11 protein-coding genes are annotated in these 18,086 nt (G+C 59.6%); 4 read left to right on the top strand and 7 right to left on the bottom strand.

The features are described 5' to 3' along the window. Both F8N21_RS24765 and F8N21_RS24760 read left to right on the top strand, forming a co-directional pair. Positions 1-400 (top strand): catalase (locus F8N21_RS24765; RefSeq protein WP_150644628.1); only part of this gene is annotated, 400 nt, incomplete at its 5' end. Further along, positions 397-942, top strand: coding sequence for a cytochrome b (locus F8N21_RS24760; protein ID WP_150644297.1), 546 nt, complete (start codon positions 397-399; stop codon positions 940-942). The genes F8N21_RS24765 and F8N21_RS24760, both read left to right, overlap by 4 nt. 222 nt (positions 943-1,164) lie before the next feature. Here F8N21_RS24760 and F8N21_RS24755 read toward each other — a convergent pair whose 3' ends face one another. Further along, entirely contained in the window at positions 1,165-2,316 is a 1,152-nt protein-coding gene (locus F8N21_RS24755) for a M14-type cytosolic carboxypeptidase (protein WP_150644627.1), read from the bottom strand. 534 nt (positions 2,317-2,850) lie between these two features. After that, on the bottom strand, positions 2,851-3,192 hold the full coding sequence (locus tag F8N21_RS24750) for a DUF6124 family protein (RefSeq protein ID WP_150644626.1): 342 nt from the start codon (positions 3,190-3,192) through the stop codon (positions 2,851-2,853). Positions 3,193-3,321: 129 nt separating this feature from the next. Here F8N21_RS24750 and F8N21_RS24745 point away from each other — a divergent pair, with 129 nt between their 5' ends. After that, positions 3,322-3,975 carry a LexA family protein gene (locus F8N21_RS24745; protein ID WP_150644625.1) on the top strand — a complete coding sequence of 218 codons (654 nt, stop codon included), beginning with the start codon at positions 3,322-3,324 and terminating at the stop codon, positions 3,973-3,975. 43 nt (positions 3,976-4,018) lie between these two features. On the opposite strand, the gene F8N21_RS24740 is transcribed toward F8N21_RS24745, so the two are convergent. The 4 genes from F8N21_RS24740 to F8N21_RS24725 form a co-directional block, all read right to left on the bottom strand. Continuing rightward, positions 4,019-5,968: an acetyl/propionyl/methylcrotonyl-CoA carboxylase subunit alpha gene (locus tag F8N21_RS24740; protein ID WP_150644624.1), complete on the bottom strand. Its 1,950-nt coding sequence runs from the start codon at positions 5,966-5,968 to the stop codon at positions 4,019-4,021. After that, positions 5,968-6,783, bottom strand: a complete 816-nt coding sequence (locus F8N21_RS24735) for a gamma-carboxygeranoyl-CoA hydratase (protein ID WP_150644623.1) — start codon at positions 6,781-6,783, stop codon at positions 5,968-5,970. Before F8N21_RS24735 ends, F8N21_RS24740 begins: the two co-directional genes overlap by 1 nt. Before the next feature lie 182 nt (positions 6,784-6,965). Then, a complete protein-coding gene (locus F8N21_RS24730) occupies positions 6,966-8,573 on the bottom strand; it encodes a carboxyl transferase domain-containing protein (protein ID WP_150644622.1) in 1,608 nt (535 codons plus the stop codon). Positions 8,574-8,588: 15 nt separating this feature from the next. Beyond that, positions 8,589-9,752 carry an isovaleryl-CoA dehydrogenase gene (locus tag F8N21_RS24725; RefSeq protein ID WP_150644621.1) on the bottom strand — a complete coding sequence of 388 codons (1,164 nt, stop codon included), beginning with the start codon at positions 9,750-9,752 and terminating at the stop codon, positions 8,589-8,591. A gap of 206 nt (positions 9,753-9,958) precedes the next feature. Between F8N21_RS24725 and F8N21_RS24720 the strand changes: the two genes are divergently transcribed. Next, the gene (locus F8N21_RS24720) at positions 9,959-11,650 is read left to right on the top strand and encodes an AMP-binding protein (RefSeq protein ID WP_150644620.1); all 1,692 of its coding nucleotides are present in this window, start codon (positions 9,959-9,961) and stop codon (positions 11,648-11,650) included. A gap of 157 nt (positions 11,651-11,807) precedes the next feature. On the opposite strand, the gene F8N21_RS24715 is transcribed toward F8N21_RS24720, so the two are convergent. Next, the gene (locus F8N21_RS24715; RefSeq protein WP_150644619.1) at positions 11,808-17,576 is read right to left on the bottom strand and encodes a membrane-targeted effector domain-containing toxin; all 5,769 of its coding nucleotides are present in this window, start codon (positions 17,574-17,576) and stop codon (positions 11,808-11,810) included. Positions 17,577-18,086 lie beyond the last annotated feature (510 nt).

Here is an 18,086-nt window from a genome sequence, read left to right as displayed (position 1 = left end):
CGTGGCGCCGCTTGTTCAAGATGCAGCGCGAGCCAGTGCGCCTGAAGGCGCCGATTTCCTGGAAAAAGACCTGATGCAGCGACTGGCCGCCGGACCCTTGCGTTGGCAGTTGAACATCACCCTGGCCAACCCCGCAGATCCCACCCATGACGCCAGCAAAGCCTGGCCGAACGATCGAAAAGTGTTGAATGCCGGCACCCTGGTGCTTGAGAACACCCAGGCCCAAAGCAACGGCGAATGCCGCGACATCAACTACGATCCGCTGATTCTGCCGAGCGGCATCGAAGGTTCCGACGACCCGCTGCTGGCTGCCCGCTCTGCGGCGTACGCCAAGTCATACCTGCGCCGCACCAGTGAAGTCAGCCAGTTGCCTGCCGCTACCCAGGAGTCGCACCCATGAGCGCCCAACCCAATCATTTCGCGCCCCTGGCGCGGCTGCTGCACTGGCTGATGGCACTGATGGTGATTGCCATGCTGTTTATCGGCGCGGGCATGGCGGCCTCGGTGTCCGAGCGCCATGAATGGCTGATCCATCTCCACAAACCCTTGGGCGTGGCGATTCTGCTGCTGGTGATCGTGCGCCTGGTGGTGCGCTTCTCGACCCGCCAGCCGCCGCTGCCGGCTGACCTGCCCGGTTGGCAAGCGCTGGCGGCCAAGGCCTCGCACCTGTTGCTGTACGCCCTGATGCTGATTCTGCCGCTGCTGGGCTGGGCCATGATCTCGGCGGCCGGTGACCCGGTGATGCTCGGCAGTTCGTTGCAACTGCCGTCGATAGTGCCGGCCAATGCGCAAGTGTTCGCCTTCCTGCGCAAGGCTCACGGTTACCTCGCGTACCTGCTGTTCCTGACCGTGCTGCTGCACTTGGCAGCGGCGCTGTTCCATGGCTGGGTGCGTCGTGATGGGGTATTGCAGAGCATGTTGTTTGGTAAGGATCAGGGCTGAAAATGCGGGGGGATACACAACCTTGTGGTGAGGGAGCTTGCCGTTATGCCGGTGGGAACTGGGCGGCCCCAAAAGATCGCAGCCTGCGGCAGCTCCTACGGGTTTTGCATACACCAGATAAATCCGGGTGCATGTAGGAGCTGCCGCAGGCTGCGATCTTGGCGATCCGGCACGCGCCGCAACTCTCTGGTTTATGTCGAAGTACCGTGTATTTCGCCGGGCTTAGCGCAACACTGCGACCATGTCCGCCACCGTCGTCAACACATCCTTGCCTAATTGCTTCGAACGCTTCCCCGACCAGCCGGTCAGCGCATTCGGTGCATCGTTGTTGTCCTTGAACGGCATTTCCAGGGTCAGCGACAGGCAGTCGAATTTCTCACCGACACTGTTGCAGGCCAGGGTCATGTTGGCTTTTCCCGGTTTGTCGCGGGTGTAGCCGTGGGTGATCTGGAAGTCGCGGGTCTGGTGTTTCAGGTGTTTACGGAAATGTTCTTCGAGTTTCTCGATCCGCGGGGTGTAGCCGGGATTGCCTTCGCAGCCGGCGGTGAAGACGTAGGGGATTTCTTCGTCGCCATGGATATCGAGGAACAGGTCGACGCCGTGCTTTTCCATTTGCTGCTGAACGAAGAACACTTCCGGGCTGAGGTCCTGGCTCGCACTCTGCCAGGCGCGATTGAGGTCCTGGCCCATGGCATTGGTGCGCAGATGGCCATGGAAGGCGCCATCCGGGTTCATGTTGGGCACCAGGTACAGGTCGGCATGCTCCAGAAGCTTTTTCATCACTGGATCGTTGGGCTGTTGCAGACGTTCGATGAGGCCTTCCATGAACCATTCGGCCATGTGCTCGCCGGGGTGCTGTTGGGCAATGATCCAGACCTTGCGCTGGCCTTCGGCGCCGGTGCCTTTGCGCAGCAACTGAATGTCGCGGCCTTCGACGCTTTTGCCGGTGGCGAGCAGTTCGGTGCCGGCCTTGGCCAGCGCCTGCTCGATCAGCCAGTCGTGACGTGCGCGGCTATAGGGTTCGAAATAGGCGAACCAGGCATTGGTGGCGCTGGCTTCAAGGCTGAACCGCAAGGTATCGCCCTCGAAAATCGTCGGCACCCGAAACCAGTTGACGTGATCGTAGGAGGCCACGGCCTGATAGCCAGCCCAGGCTTTGTTGTAGGACGATTTGCTCGCGTTGCTCAGACGGAACCAGTGTTCCTGACCCACATGCAGACCGCTGGCCTTGAAGTGGAACCATTGGAAGTGATTGCTGCGGGTGTCGGGTTTGATGGCCAGCAATACCTGCAGCGGATTGCTGGTATCCAGCACCTCGATATTGCCGCTGTCGAAGTTCGAAGTGATGTCAACAGAGCGCTGAGCCACGGTCATAGTCTGGGTCCCTGAGTATGATTTTTATGGCTGCTACTTTACACGCAAGAGGGGCGAGAAACAGGCGGGCAATTTCGACAAAAAGGGGGGGCGTCGTCCCTGACGCCGCGGCAGCTTAGGGGGTATGCGATTGATTCTCAAGTGCTATTTTTTGATACTTTGCCCCCGTATCCACGGCGCTCTCTTGCAAACAGATATTCTTTTGCTATCATCGCCGCCATTCAAATAGCAGCACCCAGTCTTCATTAGCCTGAAGCCAAGCCAGAAAAAACTGGCAAAAAAAGACCCGGCAAAAAGCCGGGTCAAAAACCGTGATTAGCCTGATGAGGAGATATTCCAAGAGTCCGACCTAAGGTCCCTTGGGCTATCGACTGATCTCGCGACCAGATGCATGAAATAATAATCATTACCATTTGCAAGTCAAATGTTTTCCGCTGCTTTGCTGGATTTTTTTTCCTGCCCTCTGCCGTTCCTCTCTACCTTGACGTCTGCAGCCTTGCTGCCCTGATGCCGTTCACGGGGCAGGCCGGCCCTTCAATCGAGGCGATTGGCGTCCAGCGCTCGATCGACCATGATTTTCGCCATATCGATCATATGCACCACCGAAAACGCCAGATCACGGTTTGAACCGAACAGCTTTTCCGCGGCTTCATGGGCGGTGGCCGATGCGCAACGCAGCAGGCCGCAGGCGTGGACCATGGCCTCCTCGCTGCTGATACCGCGTTTCACATCAAAGAGCTTTTCCTCGAACGCGGATTCTGAAACCTCCGGTTTCAAGTAATAGTCCAGGGCACGCTGCGCCGCGGCGTGGCCTTTGAACGAGGTAAATTCGACCTCTGTTGCCATTTCTATCGAGTCATTGCTGGGTATGCTCATGATTTCGGATGCTCTGCTGATGGGTCAAACACGTCCACCCAAGGCTAGTACATATTGTATTTGTGACCATAGTTTAAATACTACAATATGTGTATTGAGAGCTCGAGTACACAAAGTATTGTTCCGGCCATGGATAAATGGATCGAATTGGTCAAGGCCAAGATGAGTGACCTCAAGGTCACCCAAGAGCAACTCGCAGAGCGCCTCGGGATGTCCCAGGGTGGCGTCGGCCATTGGCTGAACAAACGTCGCCAACCGAAGATTGAAGACATGAACCGCGTGCTTCAGGAATTGGGCGTGGGATTTCTGGAGGTGGCCCTGGTGATCCGGGAACCCTCGAAAAACGAGGAGGGCGATTACCAGCTATCGCTGGCCGATAAATACAATCCGTATTTTCGCTATCCGGTCAGCGACTGGGAAGGCGTGTGCGAAGCGCGCGAGACGGAGCAGCCGATTTATTCCAGCGAGCGCTATGAACTGTCCGATTACCATGCCCGGGGCGCGGCATTCTGGCTGGTGGTGGTCGGGGACGCCATGACGGCCCCGAGCGGCCTCAGCATTGCCCAGGACATGCTGATTCTGGTCGACCCGGCGGTTGAGGCGGTGCCGGGCAAACTGGTGATTGCCCAGTGGCCGGGCAACGCCCAGGCGACTTTTCGCAAGTTGATCGAAGAGGGCGGCCAGCGTTACCTGGTGCCGCTCAATCCGACCTACCCGAAAACCCTGTACACCGATGAATGCCGGATCATCGGTGTGGTGATGCAGGCTACCGCCAAGTTCTGATGCTGATCGGTCCTGAGGCGCAGGACCGATCACTTCACCGCTCTTACTCCAGTTCCACCAGCGCACTGCCTTCGCTGACCATCTCGCCTTCCAGGCAATACAGCGCCTTGATCACTCCGGCATGGGGCGCGCGAATGCTGTGCTCCATCTTCATCGCTTCGAGCACCACCAACTGCGCGCCGGCTTCGACGGCTTGCCCGGCTTCGACCAGCACCCGCACGATACTGCCATTCATTGGCGCCGTGAGGCCGCCGTGGTGGCTGTGGCTGGCTTCGACTGCGGCAATCGGGTCGTAAGGCTTGATGCTGCGCAGTTCGCCTTCCCAGTGCAGATAGAGCGTGTCGCCGCGACGGATCGCCCGATGCTGGCGCCGCAGACCGTTGTGCTCGATCAGCAACTGTTCGGCGCAAAGCTCGGCGGTGCGAGCGCCTGCAGGGTCCAGTGTGAGGGCCTTATCCTGCCCCTCACAACTCAAGTGCAAGGTGGTTTCCAGCGGCAGTCCGGCGCGGAATCCGCTGGCTAGCGCCCAAGGTGAGCTCTGGTCATCGGCACGCACAGAGTCCGGCTGGCTCTGTCCGAAGGCTTGTGCCGCGGCCTGCCAGAACTCCTCGCTCAGCTCGTTCGGCGGTGGCAGCAGTTGTTCCTGATAGCGTGGGATAAAGTCGGTGTCCAGTTCCGCCGCGGCGAAGGCCGGGTGGCCGACGATACGTCGCAGGAAGCTGATGTTGGTCTTCAGCCCGCCGATGGCGAACTCATCGAGCATGCTCAGCAGGCGCAGACGTGCCTGTTCGCGGTTCTCGCCCCAGGCGATCAGCTTGCCGAGCATCGGGTCGTAAAACGGCGAAATGATATCGCCTTCTTCCACACCGCTGTCGACCCGACGTCCCGGACCTGCGGCCGATTCGCGATACAGATCAAGACGGCCGGTTGCCGGCAGGAAGTCATGGCTCGGGTCTTCGGCATACAAACGAACTTCAATCGCATGCCCGATCAGCGGCACCTGTTCCTGGGTCATCGGCAGCGCTTCGCCCCGGGCGACGCGAATCTGCCAGGCCACCAGGTCGAGGCCGGTAATGGCTTCGGTAACCGGGTGCTCGACCTGCAAGCGGGTGTTCATTTCCATGAAGAAAAATTCGCCGCGCGAATCCAGCAAGAACTCCACGGTGCCGGCGCCGACATACCCGATGGCCTTCGCCGCACGTACGGCGGATTCGCCCATGGCCCGGCGCACCTGCGGGCTCAACCCCGGTGCCGGTGCTTCTTCGACGACTTTCTGGTGACGACGCTGGATCGAGCAGTCGCGCTCGTTGAGGTACAGGCAGTTGCCGTGCTGATCGGCGAACACCTGGATTTCCACGTGGCGCGGTTTGAGCAGGTATTTTTCCACCAGCATCTGCGAATTGCCGAACGAGGATTGCGCTTCACGCTGAGCCGAGGCCAGGGCTTCGGCCAGTTGGCTGACGTCCTCGACCACTTTCATGCCTTTGCCACCACCGCCGGCCGTGGCCTTGAGCAGTACCGGATAGCCGATGCGCTCGGCGGCGGCGCGGAAGGTTTCCAGGTCCTGGGCTGCGCCGTGGTAACCCGGCACCAGCGGCACGCCAGCGGTTTCCATCAAGGCCTTGGCCGCGGATTTGCTGCCCATGGCATCGATGGCCGAGGCGGGCGGGCCGAGGAAGATCAAGCCGGCGGCTTCGATGGCGCGGGCGAACCCGGCGTTTTCCGAAAGGAAGCCGTAGCCGGGGTGAATCGCCTGGGCGCCGCTGGCAAGGGCTGCGGCGATCAGTTTGTCGATTTGCAGGTAGCTGTCGGCCGCTTTGCTGCCGCCCAGGTCGACGCGGATATCGGCTTCACGACTGTGCCGCGCATCGCGGTCGGTGGCGCTATGCACGGCCACGGTGGTCAGGCCCAGGGCCTTGGCGGTACGCATCACCCGGCAAGCGATTTCGCCGCGGTTGGCCACCAGCAGGGTGGTGAGTAGAGGTGCGCTCATCAGTGCGGCTCCTTGGTGGTCGTGGCGGGTTGCCAGTTCGGCGGACGTTTTTGCAGGAAGGCACGCAGGCCTTCCTGGCCTTCGGGGCTGACGCGGATGCGGGCAATGGCGTTTTCGGTGTAGCGGCGCAGCGCCGGAGTCAGTGCGCCGTTGCCGACTTCACGCAGCAAGTCCTTGCTGGCGCGCATGGCGGCCGGGCTGTTGAGCAGCAGGTTATCGATCCATTGTCCGACGTTCTGCTCCAGCTCAGTGGCCGGATAGCTTTCGGACAACAAGCCGATTTCCCGCGCCCGTTGCCCGCCGAAGCGCTCGGCGGTCAGGGCATAACGGCGTGTCGCGCGTTCACCGATGGCCTGCACCACGAACGGGCTGATGACCGCTGGCGCCAGGCCAATGCGCACTTCCGACAGGCAGAACTGCGCGTCATCGGCGCCAATTGCCATGTCGCAGCAACTGATCAGGCCCAGCGCGCCGCCAAAGGCCGCGCCTTGCACCACTGCCAAAGTCGGGATTTTCAGCTTGGCGAGGTTGTACATCAACTCCGCCAATTCCCGAGCGTCGTCGAGGTTGGTGTGGTAATCCAGTTCGGCCGATTGCTGCATCCAGGCCAGATCGGCGCCGGCACTGAAATGCTTGCCGCGACCGCGTACCAACAGAAACCGCAGGTTCGGGGCGCTCTGCACCTGGTCCAGCGCGAGGATCAATTCACGGATCATCTCGGCGTTGAAGGCGTTGTTCTTTTGTTCGCGGCTGAGCCACAGCGTGGCGAAACCACGGGGGTCGGTCAGCAGTTCGAGGGTGTTGAAGTCGCTCATATTGTTTTTGTCCTTCACTGCTTTGCGGGAGTTGGCGCTGTTGTAGGAGCGAGCTTGCTCGCGATGGTCTCAAGGGTGGCGCGTTTATTCAGAAAACACGCGTTATCGTTAACGTCCATCGCGAGCAAGCTCGCTCCTACAGTTAGGGCAAGTCGGATCGCCGCCCCGCCGCCCCCACAGGATTACATCCGGAACACGCCGAAGCGGGTCGGTTCGATGGGGGCATTCAGCGAGGCGGACAAGGCCAGCGCGAGGATATCGCGGGTCTGCGCCGGGTCGATGACGCCGTCGTCCCACAGCCGTGCGCTGGAGTAGTACGGGTGGCCCTGCTGTTCGTACTGATCGAGGATCGGTTGCTTGATCTCGGCTTCCTGAGCATCGGAGAAGCTCTGACCGCTGCGCTCGGCCTGCTCGCGTTTGACCTGTACCAACACGCCAGCCGCCTGCTCGGCGCCCATCACGCCAATTCGGGCGTTGGGCCACATCCACAAAAAGCGCGGATCGTAGGCGCGGCCACACATGCCATAGTTACCCGCACCGAAGCTGCCGCCGATGATCACGGTGAACTTCGGCACCTTGGCACAGGCCACTGCGGTCACCAGTTTCGCGCCGTGTTTGGCGATGCCGCCGGCTTCGTATTTCTGGCCAACCATGAACCCGGTGATGTTCTGCAGGAACAGCAATGGAATGCCGCGCTGGCAGGCCAGTTCGATAAAGTGCGCGCCTTTCTGCGCGGCTTCGGCGAAGAGGATCCCGTTGTTGGCGAGGATCGCGATCGGATAACCGTGCAGGTGGGCGAAACCGCATACCAGGGTGGTGCCGAACAGTGCCTTGAATTCATCGAACACCGAACCGTCGACCAGGCGCGCGATAACTTCACGCACGTCGAACGGCTGCTTGGCGTCGGCCGGAACCACACCGTACAACTCCTCGCAAGGGAACAGCGGGGCAATCGGCGCGCGTTGTTGCAACTCACCGAGCTTGCGCCAATTGAGGTTGGACACGCTGCGTCGCGCCAGGGCCAGCGCATGTTCATCGCTGTCGGCGTAATGGTCGGCCACCCCGGAAATCTTGCAGTGCACATCGGCCCCACCGAGATCTTCGGCACTCACCACTTCACCGGTGGCGGCTTTCACCAGCGGTGGGCCGGCGAGGAAGATGGTGGCTTGCTGGCGCACCATGATCGCTTCGTCAGCCATGGCTGGCACATAGGCGCCGCCGGCGGTGCAGGAGCCCATGACCACGGCGATCTGCGGAATGCCCATGGCGCTCATGTTGGCCTGGTTGAAGAAGATCCGCCCGAAGTGCTCGCGGTCGGGGAACACTTCATCCTGACGCGGCAGGTTGGCGCCGCCAGAGTCCACCAGATAAATGCACGGCAGGCGATTCTGTTGGGCAATGGCCTGGGCGCGCAGGTGCTTTTTCACCGTCAGCGGGTAGTAGGAGCCGCCTTTTACCGTGGCGTCGTTGGCGACGATCATGCATTCGACGCCCTCGACCCGACCGATTCCGGCAATCACTCCGGCGGCAGGGACATCCTCACCGTAGACCTCATAGGCCGCCAGTTGGCTGATTTCCAGAAACGGCGAACCCGGGTCAAGCAAGCGATTGATGCGCTCGCGCGGCAGCAGTTTGCCCCGCGAGGTGTGCCGCTCCTGGGCCTTGGGGCCGCCGCCTTGCTGGACCTGGGCGAGCAGGGTATGCAGTGCGTCGACCTGGGTGAGCATCGCCGCGCTGTTGGTCGCGAACTCCGCCGAGCGCGGGTTGAGCTGGGTATGCAAGATGGTCATGGGGCGCTCGCTCTGTTAGCGGGTTTCGTTGAACAGTTCACGACCGATCAGCATGCGACGAATCTCGCTGGTGCCTGCGCCGATTTCGTACAGCTTGGCGTCACGCAGCAGACGACCTGCCGGGAATTCGTTGATGTAGCCGTTGCCGCCGAGGATCTGGATCGCGTCGAGGGCCATTCGGGTCGCGCATTCGGCGCTGTAGAGGATCACTCCAGCGGCGTCCTTGCGGGCGGTTTCGCCGCGCTCGCAGGCCTGGGCCACCGCATAGAGATAGGCGCGGCTGGCGTTGAGTTGGGTATACATATCGGCGACTTTGCCTTGAATCAGCTGGAACTCGCCGATGCTTTGGCCGAACTGTTTGCGGTCATGGATGTACGGCACCACCAGATCCATACAGGCCTGCATGATCCCGGTCGGGCCGCCGGAGAGCACCACGCGTTCGTAATCGAGGCCGCTCATCAGCACTTTGACGCCACCGTTGAGGGCGCCCAGCAGGTTTTCTTCCGGGACTTCGACGTCGTCGAAGAACAGCTCGCAGGTGTTCGAACCGCGCATGCCCAGCTTGTCGAATTTGTTGCTGCGGCTGAAGCCTTTCCAGTCACGCTCGACGATGAACGCACTGATGCCGTGGGCGCCCTTTTCCAGGTCGGTCTTGGCGTAGATCACGTAGGTGTTGGCGTCCGGACCATTGGTGATCCAGGTCTTGCTGCCGTTGAGCACATAGCGGTCGCCGCGCTTGTCGGCGCGCAATTTCATCGAGACCACGTCGGAACCGGCGTTTGGCTCGCTCATGGCCAGGGCGCCAACGTGTTCGCCGCTGATCAGTTTTGGCAGGTATTTGGTTTTCTGTTCGTGGTTGCCGTTACGGTTGATCTGATTGACGCAGAGATTGGAGTGCGCGCCGTAGGAGAGGGCGACCGAGGCCGAGCCGCGGCTGATTTCTTCCATGGCCACCACGTGTGCCAGGTAACCCAGGCCGGCACCGCCGTATTCTTCCGGCACGGTGATCCCGAGCAAGCCCATGTCGCCGAACTTGCGCCACATGTCGGCAGGGAACAGATTGTCGACATCGATTTGCGCCGCACGCGGGGCGATCTCTTTAGCAACGAAGGACTGGACCTGATCGCGCAGCATGTCGATGGTTTCGCCCAGGGCGAAGTTCAGGGTTGGGTAGCTCATGGGGTCACCTTTGGGCTTTTTGTTAGATGGCAGAGAGCGCCTGTTCAGCTCTCACCTTTACGTTAACGTAAGCCTGAGATGGACGGCTGTCAATCACCCTTTACGTTAACGTCAACTTGCGCCAGAGTAGAGGCAGTTTCTGTAGGAACCAGGCCCTCATCTTGCCGGTTCCTGCCTACCCACTAATAAACACAATAGGGGTCGTCATGGATCAACCAGGTGCCATTCAGCATAGCTATACCCGTGGCTCGCAGGACAAAGCCCTGCTGGCGCTGACCATCGGTCAGGCGTTTGACAATACCGTTGCGCAATACCCGGACGGCGAGGCGCTGGTGGTTCGCCATCAGCAACTGCGCTACAACTGGAAGCAGTTGGCCGCAGCCGTCGACTTGCATGCCCGGGCGCTGCTGGCGCTGGGATTGCAGGCTGGGGATCGCCTCGGTGTCTGGGCGCCGAACTGCGCTCAGTGGTGCATCAGTCAGTTCGCCAGCGCCAAGATCGGGGTGATCCTGGTCAATATCAATCCGGCCTATCGCAGTTCCGAGCTGGAGTACGTGCTCAAGCAATCCGGTTGCCAATGGCTGGTGTGCGCCGGGTCCTTCAAGACTTCCGATTACCACGCAATGCTGCAAGGCCTGGTGCCGGAGCTGGCAGAGCAGACCATTGGCCAGTTGCACAGCGAACGCCTGCCGGACCTGCGCGGCGTGATCAGTCTTGATTCGCAGCCGCCATCGGGTTTCCTGCCCTGGTCGCAGTTGGCCGCATTGGGTGCCGAGGTGGAAGTCGAACGCTTGCAGGCCCGGGCGAACAGCCTGCATTTCGATCAGGCGGTGAATATCCAGTACACCTCGGGTACTACCGGCTTCCCCAAAGGCGCGACTCTCAGTCACCACAACATTCTGAACAACGGTTACATGGTCGGCGAAAGCCTTGGCTTGACCGCAGCCGATCGGCTGGTGATTCCAGTGCCGCTGTATCACTGCTTCGGCATGGTCATGGGTAACCTCGGTTGCATGACCCATGGCAGCACCATGATTTACCCCAACGATGCCTTCGATCCGTTGCTGACCCTGGCCACGGTTGCCGAAGAGCAGGCGACGGCGCTGTACGGCGTGCCCACCATGTTCATCGCCATGCTCGATCAGCCACGGCGCGCCGAGTTCGACCTGTCGAGCTTGCGCACCGGGATTATGGCGGGGGCGACCTGTCCGATCGAAGTGATGCGCCGGGTCATCAACGAAATGCACATGAGCGAAGTGCAGATCGCCTACGGCATGACCGAAACCAGCCCGGTGTCCTTGCAGACCGGTCCCGCGGACGACCTGGAGCTGCGCGTGACCACGGTCGGCCGAACCCAGCCACAACTGGAAAGCAAGATCGTCGATGGGGCCGGCAACATGGTTGCGCGTGGGCAGATCGGCGAGCTGTGCACTCGCGGTTACAGTGTGATGCTCGGTTACTGGAACAATCCGCAAGGCACTGCCGAGGCCATCGATCAGGCCGGCTGGATGCACACCGGTGACCTGGCGACCATGAGCGAGCAAGGCTACGTGTGCATCGTCGGGCGCAACAAGGACATGATCATTCGCGGCGGCGAAAACGTTTATCCCCGTGAGCTGGAAGAGTTTTTCTTCACCCACCCGGCGGTGGCGGATGTGCAGATTATCGGCATTCCAGACGTCAAGTACGGCGAGGAAATCGTCGCCTGGATCAAGTTCCACCCCGGTTACACGGCCAACGAACTGGAGCTGCAAACCTGGTGCAAGGAGCGCATCGCGCACTTCAAGACGCCGCGTTACTTCAAGTTCGTCGACGAGTTCCCCATGACCGTGACGGGCAAGATCCAGAAGTTCCGGATGCGCGAGATCAGTATCGAGGAGCTCAAATCCACGCAGTAGCAGGGGCCGGACGCTCCATACAGCAAGACGACAGCGTGGTGCCTATGGCCACGCTGTCGTTTGCTGTCCCTGACTGATAACAACCTGGTCAGCAGGGTGTTCGCGACGGTCGGAAGGGGCTACCACGCAATCGCACGTGGAGACCGATGACGACTGATCAAGAGATCTGGGTGAGGTGTACTACGCTGGTCAGGTCGTTGATCAATTCCGCCAGGTTCAGGTAGCGTTTCTCGCGAATTGAGTCCCAGCGATCAATATAAAGCAGCCCTGTGTCATCCACCTGGATGGGGGTCGAGATAATCTCGCCGCTGCCGGAGTGATGCACCAGGTTGGCCTCTCCCTCGGTTGGCTTTTCAATCATGAAATGCCCAGGGCTTTTCAGGCGTGTGCGGTCGATGGGGATAACGGGTGGCGGGGCTTTATCGCCGACGGTCGCGACCTCTATCTTGAAATCACTGCGCAGTGCGGTCCACCTGTTTGGGTACAAGGGTTCATTGGCAAACGCCCATCCTCCAGGGCACAGCTCTTTTGCCAGGGAGGGAGCGGTATCGTGGATGTGCAGGCTGATCGCATCCTGCAGCTGGGCGATACCGGGAATGCCTTGGTAGGTATCGGTATGACTGCTGCCCATGAAGGCCACCCATTTGTGTGGACCTTCAGCAAGCTGGTCCGTCCGGATCACCTCGTTGGCAAAATAGTTGAACATCTTGATACGAAGGGGTGTCTGCGCTTCGCTCATTCCTTTGAGATGGTAGCTGGCGGCACAGTCGAGCGCCCGGACCCGGATCCCGTGTTTGCCTGCGGCCTCGATAACGCTTGAATAGTTTTTGAGGCCGATGTAGCGGAACATATGCCCCCTGTCCTGTTGTTTCAGATAGTTTTTCAGGCGATCTGAAAGCTTTCCTGTTTGATAGAAGACATTCAGGTCCGCCTGATGCAGATCAGTCAGCAAGTGCTCAACGTAGAGAGTTTTTACGCCCCTGCGTTTGAGCTCTCCCATGTACTTGATCAGGAATGCCTTACTGGATTGCCCACTATGGGCTTCACCAATAATCAACCCTGAGGCGTTTTTGAAGATGTCGTTGAGAAAACCTTCATGGGTCACCGGTGGCGTCAGGCTTGGCAAGGTGGGCCTGGGTACCGTGACCTCGCCTCGGAAAAACCCATCGGCGGCAATTTTCAGGCGGTCCCTGGTTTCCTGGAACGACTGCTTGGCGAGGCGTCGCTCGGTATTTCGGGAGCTGTAGCGTGTATCCAGGCCTCTATGCTCTGACGCCAGTTCCCGTATGTGCTCTCGAAATTGCGGTGCAATATCGAACTCGCTGTAATTGGGCCCGGCGGGCGGTGTTGCAGGGATTTGTGGGGGAACCTGCGCAGGTCGCTGGTAAGCGGTTTGCAGGGTCAGCTTGAAATCGCCTTTGGCCATCGGGTCCCCGTCGATGGCCCCGGCTGCATCTTTACTGATGCCTGTGGGCTGGCCTGGGGCAACGTCTTCGAGGCGAATGCTGATGGTCTTTTGCAGATCCGCCAGGCCGGGCACCTGGTCGTAGGTGCCCATGCGGCTTGGTTCGACCAGCGCAACCCAGCGATCGTCGGGGTTGGCGGCCACATCCGCTTCAATGACTTTGTGGGAATAGAAGTTCCTCTGCGTGTTGGAGCGTGGCGTGGTGGGGGAAACATCGGCCAGGTCCAGCACATCGTCCAGCCTGTAACAGGTCGAGGCGTCCAGGCCATGAACTTCGATCTTCAGGCGGCGAGCTTCTTGCACCAGCGCGCGGTAGGAGTAGGTCGATCCCGCCGGGATCCCCAGGGCGGCGTCCATTCTTTTCAAGTGCTGGTCGATATGCCAGGAAGCCTTGCCACTGTTGAGTTGGTTCAGCTTCGCCCTGAAGACGTCTCGGGGCAGGTACTCGATATAGAGGCGTCTTACCCCGTTGTCGTACAGCGCCTGCATGTTCCTGTGCAAGAACTCCTTGCCGGCAATGGAGTCGGGTGTGGCGCCGAGAATCAAGCCGGTATTTTCCTTGAGCACCTTTTCAATGATATGCGAGTGAGTCGCGCTCGTTTCGAATGTCAGCACATCGGCACGCGGGACGATCGGCTGGAGATTGTCGAAGAACGCATCCGCGTCTTTGGACAGCCGTGCGAACGAGGCGAGATAGGGCTTGCGAAGGGGCTCCAGTTGTAAGTGCAGGTTGCTCGTGGCCAGCTGCTCACCGAAATGGAATGAAGGACTGTCGAGCGCCTCCTTCTTGAAATTCGGGTTCAGAATGGATTCAAAATTCCTCCAGTGCTCTTGCGGCACCTCGTAGTCTTTCAGCGGATTGTCGGCTTCGGGCAGTTTTTGATACGTCGGGGCTCCACCGCTCACGCCCGAGCGAACCCAGCGCCCCTCGTCGGTTTTGTTCACCAGGCGCGCGGTCGAGTTCAATTGCCCGGTCACCGGGTCCAGGCGCCACAACAGGTAGCGACCCAGCGCGTCGGGCGTATGGGCGGCCCAAAGCTGTTGCCCCTCGAACAGTACGCTTTGCATGCCGGCGGGTGTGGGCGTCGTGGGCTCCAGTTGTTTGATCAGCGCTACGGCATGTGCCTCTTGCGGGGTACGTAGCAGGTAGCGTGTCGGTTTGCTGAAGGTTATCGCCGATTTCAGGGCCGGGCGTAGATCGGTGAACACCGCACCGGCGGTATTGAGCAGGTAGCCGATGTAGTGTTGCAGGGCCGCCGATGAATCGCCCTGGTTGTAGGCATGGAGTGCCAGCATGCCGTCCTTGAAGGCCAGCAACATGCCTACACCCAGGCTCAATACCGGGTAGGGAGCTGTCGCGATGGCGACCAAGGGTTCGAGGCAGCTCCACAGCAAATCCATGATCATTTGCTGACGATTGACGGTCGTCGCCTGGACATTATCGATCTTGCGCTGCAACTTCGCGTTGTACAGCGGCTGGAGCAGGTCGAACACCACGGTTTCCCGGGTGATAGGGTCATAACGTGGCACGCTCAGGTCGGCGGCGGTCAGATCTTTCGGCAGTTGTTGTTTGGCATTTTCCAGAAAGGCCCGTACCCGGGTCTGGGCTTGCACCCCGACACGGGAGCTCAGGTATCCGACCATGCCATCGGTTTCTTTCAACAGATAGTTGAAGCGCCTGGCCTCGCGAAAGGCAATGCCGTCAGGTGCCTGGGGGGTGTACAGCAAAACGGGGTCGTTGCCGCGCTTGAACAAGAAGTTGTCGATGACCCATTCACCGTCCACGAACAGGCGATGGATTTGATAGCTTTCGCGAGTTTGGGGGGAGGTGTCGCCCATGGCGTTGATGGTTTGCTCAAGCCAATCGAGGTCGACGCTGGCGATGTGGCCTTTGAGGCGTGACTCAAGGGCGGCGTTGCGCATTTGCAGTTGGGTGATGGCCAGGGTCGCGTCACGGCGCATGGTGTAGCCAGTGCTGTGGGTGTTTTGCAGTCTGGCTTTGATTTCGTCGGTGTAACGCTGGCCAATCCAGACGCCCCTGACCGAGATTGCGACGTTCTCGGCCGTCAGATTGCTCAGGTCAATGCCGGTCGGAGCGGTGAAGGTAGCGGATCGGTCGAATTTGGCATCCAGGAAGCCGCGGTAGTCTTCATAGCCGTCGCGGAACAGCTGAGTGTAAGTCAGCGACTGCGGGGTCTTGAGACCGGGGAATGCTTGTGGGTAATGAGCCAGGACAGTATCAGGATCGATATCGTTTTGGCGGCGCCCCAGCAGCTGGTTCAGCTGGTTTTTGGCCTGGCCATGCACGTAGCGTTCAAAGGATATGAACCGGATATCCGATAACGGATTGGCGCTGTAGTTCTCCAGTGCCCCTTCGGCATCTTCGGCCAGGCTCGTCAGCTGTTTGCGCTCGGCGGCGCTGGCCGAGGTATACCAGAGCGGGGTGCCGTAGGTGTAGTCATCCTCACGTGTGGCCAGCATGTGACTGGCTGCAGCCTTGAGGCAAGCATCATGGCTGGAGGGAGTGCTGAAGGTGACTTTTTGGTATTCCTGGTCATGGGGCCTGAAACCCAGGCCGGTGAGAATTTTTGCCATCGCAGGGCGAAACCGCAAGGCGACCTGGTCAATCAGGTAGCCCTTCATTACCGGATCCTGGCTCCATCCGAGGATGTGGGCCTTGCAGGCGACCTCGCTGTTGAAAAACCGAAACTGTTGGGCTCCGGGTGCCTCGGGGGTGCATAACAACAGGCGTTTGACCGCGCCATGGTCGTCGGTCTGACGCAGCAGCCAGAGGTCCCCGAACTGGCCTTGCTGGAGTGACACTGTCGCGGCCTTGAGCTGTATATCGGTCCCTTGCCGCAGGGTCTGGATCAGTTGGTAGTCGTCTTCGGTGAGGTGATTCTGCAGCATCGCCACATAGGCCAGCGCGTTGATCCGAAGGTCGAGCATCCTCTCAATGGCACTTTTGATCTGGGGTTCGCCGTGGAGGTTTTTTTGCACCGTGGCAAAGTCCAGGCGCGGCTGCAAGGTTGCCAGCCATGTGGCGAGCCAGGTCGGCGTCAGCGATTGATACTGTTCTGCCAAGGGGGCGCCGGCATAAGTGATCGTGGTTCTTTTTATAAAGTCCGAGTCCGCCAACTCATCGCCGGTGTGCAGGCCGCGCAGGGCCAACCGGGTCAGGCTGTGTTTTTGCTCATAGTCACCGACGGCGGCGACCTTGCGATAGGTGCTGACGTGCAACTGGTCAGGATCCAGATCATCAATGTCCAGCTCATCGGACAGTCGCTCGATCAGTTGGTAACGGGAGAGGGCCTGGGGAGTCGCGGCGGGGCCGAACAGATCTATCAAGGTCTGACGTGCGTTGTTGTATCGAGCCAGGTGCTGCGCCAGCTCAGCGCGTTTGCTTTCATCGGCACTGCGATACCAGTCGGGCGCGCTGTAGTTCAGGCATCGGTCCAGTAGCGTCTGGGCTCGCAGTTCCAGGCGTGCACTCAGGTCGGGCAACGCGGACCTGACGGCGCGGTCGAGATCCTCTACAAGTTGTCGGGCGCTGTGGGTCGGGTTGTCTTCCAGGCTCAATGCCCTGTCGATATCCAGGGTGCGTTTGGCAAGCAGCGTGTCATAGGTGTGTTCGAAAAGCGGTTCACCGTCGATCTGCGAGAGTTCCAGCGGCCAGATCCCCGCAGGGCCCAGATGCTGATAACGACGGGGAAGCAGATTCATCAACTCGTTACGCCACAATGGGGCTTCCATGCTCTCAAGCAAGTTGGTGTTCATGTCCTCCAACGAACTGAACGATTTCAGGCCACAGGAGGGAATAAACAGCAACACCTTGCCAACCGACTGCCCGAGCGTCAGCGAGGTGGCGATCGGGTTGTTTTTTTCCGTGAGTACGAAGGCTCCGGCGAGTTCGACGGTCTGGTCTTGATAACTGAAGGTCAGGGCATACAGACCGGGGCGAAACGCCGGCCCCAGGGAAATGCCATCGACCAGACGCGTCTCGTCGGGCAATAGCAGGCGGTCTTTGACGTTGAGTCTGGCTTCTTGCTCAAGCGCCGTCGCGCCGGCCTCATTGGCCATGAAGGACCGACGGCCTTTACCATCCACCAGGCTGCGTTCATCCAGTGCCTGCAGCTTTTGGTTCAGTTCCGTCTTGAGGCTGGCCAATAGCCGCGAACCCTCGGTGTGTTTCAGGTCGGTCTGTGCAAGGGCTTGATACAGCTCATGGCTTTTGCTGAAGAGCGTCTGGTTGTGAGTCTTGAGAGTGGCGTTCAGTTGCTGCAGGTGCGCAAGCTCGGGAGCTGGCGGCTGCTTTGTCAGTAACTGCCTGAGGTGCACAAGCTCGCCCGGTTTTGGCTGCGGCGAGCTGCCGGGTTCGAGCAGGTGGTGCCCGATCTGGTACAGGTAGCCCTTGATCTCCTCGAAAGAGGGCGTGGATGTGGAAAGGCGGGAAGTGCTCATAGGCACAGACTCCATGCTGATGGGAAGAGTGGTCAGCATGGAGAGCCCGGGTCATGGGGCGGTGGTAGATATGTATGGGCTGTAAGGTGGGAGCAAAAAACCTGAACGCCAGAAAGCACAAAGGGGAGCCGAAGCTCCCCTTTAATTTGTTGTTACGTGCTCTTTTTTTATTATTGAGGGGCGGTCTATTGTTGTTTTTGGCAACCGTGGCCCTTTACCGCTGTTATTGTCGATCCCTATCCAGGATCAAGAGCAAACGTATTTTTTTGAGCGCTGATCTACCTTCTCGCTAAGCGATCCAACCAGTTCGGGAGCTACCTGAAGGTAGTTTTATTGTTCTCTGCCCGGTTGCGGGTTACTTCGAAAAGCACCCTGGAAGCACACCTTCTCCAAAAAAATCTGTTAGCTGCGTCTCTGCCGTGTTGTTTTTGTTATGTCAGAGTCGTTACGTCTTATTTTTATTGGGTTTGTCGCTTATTTTTATTCTTGTTATACAGAAGATAGAGCAGG

Source organism: Pseudomonas fluorescens, from assembly GCF_902497895.1.
GTDB lineage: Bacteria > Pseudomonadota > Gammaproteobacteria > Pseudomonadales > Pseudomonadaceae > Aquipseudomonas > Aquipseudomonas fluorescens_BP.
Note: the sequence above shows the minus strand (reverse complement) of the source record. Positions and strands in the feature narration are given on the sequence as shown.

Excerpts from the sequence above, each read along its gene's own strand:
- F8N21_RS24730 (WP_150644622.1), bottom strand. The coding sequence starts at position 8,573 with ATGACCATCTTGCATACCCAGCTCAACCCGCGCTCGGCGGAGTTCGCG.
- F8N21_RS24725 (WP_150644621.1), bottom strand. The coding sequence starts at position 9,752 with ATGAGCTACCCAACCCTGAACTTCGCCCTGGGCGAAACCATCGACATG.
- F8N21_RS24740 (WP_150644624.1), bottom strand. The coding sequence starts at position 5,968 with ATGAGCGCACCTCTACTCACCACCCTGCTGGTGGCCAACCGCGGCGAA.
- F8N21_RS24715 (WP_150644619.1), bottom strand. The coding sequence starts at position 17,576 with ATGAGCACTTCCCGCCTTTCCACATCCACGCCCTCTTTCGAGGAGATC.
- F8N21_RS24755 (WP_150644627.1), bottom strand. The coding sequence starts at position 2,316 with ATGACCGTGGCTCAGCGCTCTGTTGACATCACTTCGAACTTCGACAGC.
- F8N21_RS24735 (WP_150644623.1), bottom strand. The coding sequence starts at position 6,783 with ATGAGCGACTTCAACACCCTCGAACTGCTGACCGACCCCCGTGGTTTC.
- F8N21_RS24745 (WP_150644625.1), top strand. The coding sequence starts at position 3,322 with ATGGATAAATGGATCGAATTGGTCAAGGCCAAGATGAGTGACCTCAAG.
- F8N21_RS24760 (WP_150644297.1), top strand. The coding sequence starts at position 397 with ATGAGCGCCCAACCCAATCATTTCGCGCCCCTGGCGCGGCTGCTGCAC.
- F8N21_RS24720 (WP_150644620.1), top strand. The coding sequence starts at position 9,959 with ATGGATCAACCAGGTGCCATTCAGCATAGCTATACCCGTGGCTCGCAG.
- F8N21_RS24750 (WP_150644626.1), bottom strand. The coding sequence starts at position 3,192 with ATGAGCATACCCAGCAATGACTCGATAGAAATGGCAACAGAGGTCGAA.